The sequence below is a fragment of the uncultured Maritalea sp. genome, from assembly GCF_937139385.1.
Taxonomy (GTDB): Bacteria; Pseudomonadota; Alphaproteobacteria; order Rhizobiales; family Devosiaceae; genus Maritalea; species Maritalea porphyrae_A.
In genome coordinates this window covers 1-3,540 of record NZ_CAKZPW010000383.1, presented here as the reverse complement: position 1 = coordinate 3,540, position 3,540 = coordinate 1, and the positions used below count along the sequence as shown (strand labels likewise).

General features: G+C 51.2%; 2 protein-coding genes and 1 pseudogene. All 3 read right to left on the bottom strand.

Annotated features, from left to right (window positions below; all coding sequences use genetic code 11):
- Positions 1 to 509 (bottom strand): arginase family protein (locus Q0231_RS15405; protein ID WP_299348913.1); only part of this gene is annotated, 509 nt, incomplete at its 3' end.
- A 26-nt stretch (positions 510 to 535) separates the two neighbouring features.
- The gene (gene glyS / locus Q0231_RS15400; RefSeq protein WP_299348910.1) at positions 536 to 2,626 is read right to left on the bottom strand and encodes a glycine--tRNA ligase subunit beta; all 2,091 of its coding nucleotides are present in this window, start codon (positions 2,624 to 2,626) and stop codon (positions 536 to 538) included.
- 92 nt (positions 2,627 to 2,718) lie between these two features.
- Positions 2,719 to 3,540, bottom strand: a pseudogene (locus Q0231_RS15395) (DUF2207 domain-containing protein); the annotation flags it as partial.

Below are 3,540 nucleotides of genomic sequence, written 5' to 3'. Positions count from 1 at the left end.
AAGCGCGCGGCCTGTTCGCGTTGATGATCGTTTAGGGTGCGAATGCCAACTTGAAGCAAACGGGAGATACGTCCGGTTTCCATCAGCCGCGCAAATGGTGAGGCATGGGACAATGGATTGCCTTCAAAATCGTCATAAAGGTCACCATGAGCGTCGACGTGCAAAATATTCAGCCCATCATAGCTTTGGGCGTGCGCATCGATCAGCGGAAAGGACACGGAGTGATCTCCGCCCAATGACAAGACACGCTTGCCTTCAGCGATCAATTCAAGCGTTGTGGTTCTAATTTTTTGTGAGGTTTTCAGCCGATCGCCATCTGCAAAGCTGACGTCCCCCGCATCAACCCAATTTTCATTGTTGCCAAGGTCGACCCCTAGCTCTGTCCACATGTTGGAACTGTCACAATGAAAAGCTTCACGAATGCGCGCCGGCGCAAGGGATGCCCCGGGCAGAAAGCTTGAATTATGGTCAACCGGCACACCAAGAAGTGCAACTTTGTGTTGCGACATTTCCCCTCCTATTGGCCGAACGGACCCTAGCCGGCCAGTTTTGAAAAATCAGCGATTAAATGCATTGTTTCGCGCAATTTAGCGAGCAAATTCAAACGGTTGATCCGCACTTTTGGATCATCATCATTCACCATCACATCATCAAAAAACGCATCAACGGGCAGACGCAGTGACGCAAGATCATTCATCGCTGCGGCAAAATCTTCATTGGAGATGTTGGCGGCAACGCTTTCATTCACCACCTTGATGGCAGAGAACAACTGCGATTCTTGGTCAAGCAAAAACGCTGAATTGTCGACGGTCTGATTGAAAGCTTTACCGTCTTTCTTTTCCTCGGCCCGCAGAATATTTGCAGCACGTCGATAACCTGCGAGCAAGCTTTCCCCAGCTTCGCTTTCCAGCAATCCGGCCAATTCTTTCGCTCGCGCAACAATGCTTGGCAGCGTGAAGCCCTTGGCCAAACCGCCGTTGCCCAACACAGCGTCCAATACATCGTGTTTAATGCCAGTGTCGCGCATTTGCACAACCAAACGGTCTTCAAAGAAGGACATTAGATCTGCAATTTTTTCCTCATCCGCGGCACCCGAAATACGCACCATGTGATCGCCAACGAGTTTTGATAGGTTGAGATCAAGCTGGTTGTCGAGGGAGATGCGGATAATGCCAAGTGCTGCGCGGCGCAGTGCAAATGGATCTTTTGACCCAGTTGGCTTTTCATCAATTGCCCAGAAGCCGGTCAAAATGTCGAGTTTGTCAGCAAGCGCCACAGCAATCGAAACGGATTGTGTTGGCACCTCATCGCTTGGACCCGATGGCTTATAGTGATCAAGAATGGCGTTAGAAATTTCAGGTTTCTCGCCTTGTGCGGCCGCGTAGTATTTTCCCATCAGACCCTGGAGTTCTGGGAACTCAAAAACCATATCGGTGACCAAATCGGCCTTGGCAATTTTTGCTGCACGAGCAGCGTCGTCAGCATGTGCACCAACCATCGGCGCAAGCTCTGCGGCCAAAGCAACCAATCTTTCAACACGTTGAGATTGGGTGCCCAATTTTTCGTGGAACACCATTGCATCAAGCTTTGGCAATCGGCTCTCGAGTGGCCGTTTCAAATCCGTGTCATAAAAGAACTTGGCGTCAGACAGACGCGCGTGGATCACCCGCTCATTGCCCGCAACGATTGTCTTACCACCATCAGGTGCTTCAATATTTGAAATCAGCAAGAAGCTATCGGCCAACTTTCCCGTTTTTGCATCGCGGAGGCAAAAGCATTTTTGGTGCGAACGTATGGCAGTGGTCACCACTTCTTCTGGCAAACCAAGGAATTGCTCTTCAAACTTCCCCATCATGACCACAGGCCACTCCACCAAGCCTGCGGCTTCTTCAAGCAAGCCTTGGTCAGTGATAACTTCCAGACCTTGGGCAAAAGCCAAATTGTCGGCGTCAGCTCGGATGATTTCCATACGTCGGTCAAGATCAAGGACCACTTTTGCGGATTCCAGCGCGGCTGCGTAGTCTTCAAAGCGACGCACAGTGATGGCCGCTGGGGCCAAAAAACGGTGACCATAGGTTGTGTTGCCGGACTTTACGCCACCAACCTCAAACTCAATGGTTTGGGTTTCGTCACCTTCAACTGCAAAGGTTGCAGTAATAGCGCGCAGCGGACGAATCCACGTTAGATTGCCACTGCCCCAACGCATAGATTTTGGCCAAGGGAATTTTTCGACGAGCGTGGGCACAATATCGGCGACAATATCTGTAGTGTTCTCACCCGGTTTTTCCGTAATAGCGACGTAGAAATCGCCCTTTTTGGGATCGTTCTGCACTGTTGCCTGATCTAGCGAAGTCAAACCAGCGGCGCGCAAAAAACCTTCGATTGCTTTTTCAGGCGCATCCGTGCGCGGGCCCTTACGTTCCGTTTTGGTGGCTGCAGAAGCTGCAGGTAATCCCACTACAGACAGGGTTAAGCGCCTTGGGGTCGCGTAAGATACCGCACCCTCATATAGCAAACCTCGCTCCACCAGCGCGTCGGTAACGAGCTTTTTCAAGTTTTCGGCAGCACGACGTTGGTGACGCGCAGGGATTTCTTCTGAAAACAGTTCGAGGAGGAGTTCAGGCATATTTGCTTACTTCAATTGGGTGAATTTCAAGTCAAAGTTTGATAACGACCAAATGGGTCAATGTCCACGGTTTTTGCCCCCTTTTGTGGAGACTACCAGCCGCCGCCGCCGCCGCCGCCCCCGCCGCCGCCTGAAAATCCGCCACCCGAAGAAAATCCAGACGAAGATGCGGATGCAGGTTGAGCTGCGATCATTGCCGCACTCATGGCCGTTGCGGTCGAAGCGATATTGAATGCAATGCGGCCTGCGCGCCAACTCCGGCCCGCATACCAAGAAGGGTTATAGTTTTGATCTTGCGGGTTTACGGCATTGCGCGCCAGTTCTTTTTCAAAATGTTCCGACCACGGCTTTTCAACCCCCAGCGCCACAGCGTAAGGCAAGATTTGTTCAAACCGTTCAACGGTCAAATCAGGCGCACTATGCATATTCAACCGCTCTTTTTCGGCGGTCTCCATATACATTTTAAACCCTTCGATTTGATCCATAATTTTGCGCCCTTGCACGGTGGCTGCACGCATGGTCAGGCCAAAACCGATATTGATGATTACAATGGTAATTGCAGCTATTGCACCGGGCTGGCCCTGCACGAACTGTTTTGCGCCGGCAAAAAAGTCACCGGAGTAGAGGGTGCCCAGATCAAACACATTCAACGAAGCGATTAGGCCGGTCGAAATGTTGCCCAGCAGCACAAAGAAGATGAAGATGCCAATACCCCGCGACATGCGCGGCCCCTTGCCGCTGTGCGAAATCACGCCTGAGATTATGGCGACAACAACACCGGCAATAACTGCAACGACCAGCCAGAAGAAATGCAGAACTTCAAAATAGAGCATACCGAACAGGCAGATCAGGGATAGCGCAAGACCTGTGATGACAAATCCCGAATTTCGATTGAAGTACGTGCGTCGGTTTTC

What these genes read in the sequence shown, in the direction of transcription:
- glyS (WP_299348910.1), bottom strand. Translation starts at nt 2,626, where the DNA reads ATGCCTGAACTCCTCCTCGAACTGTTTTCAGAAGAAATCCCTGCGCGT.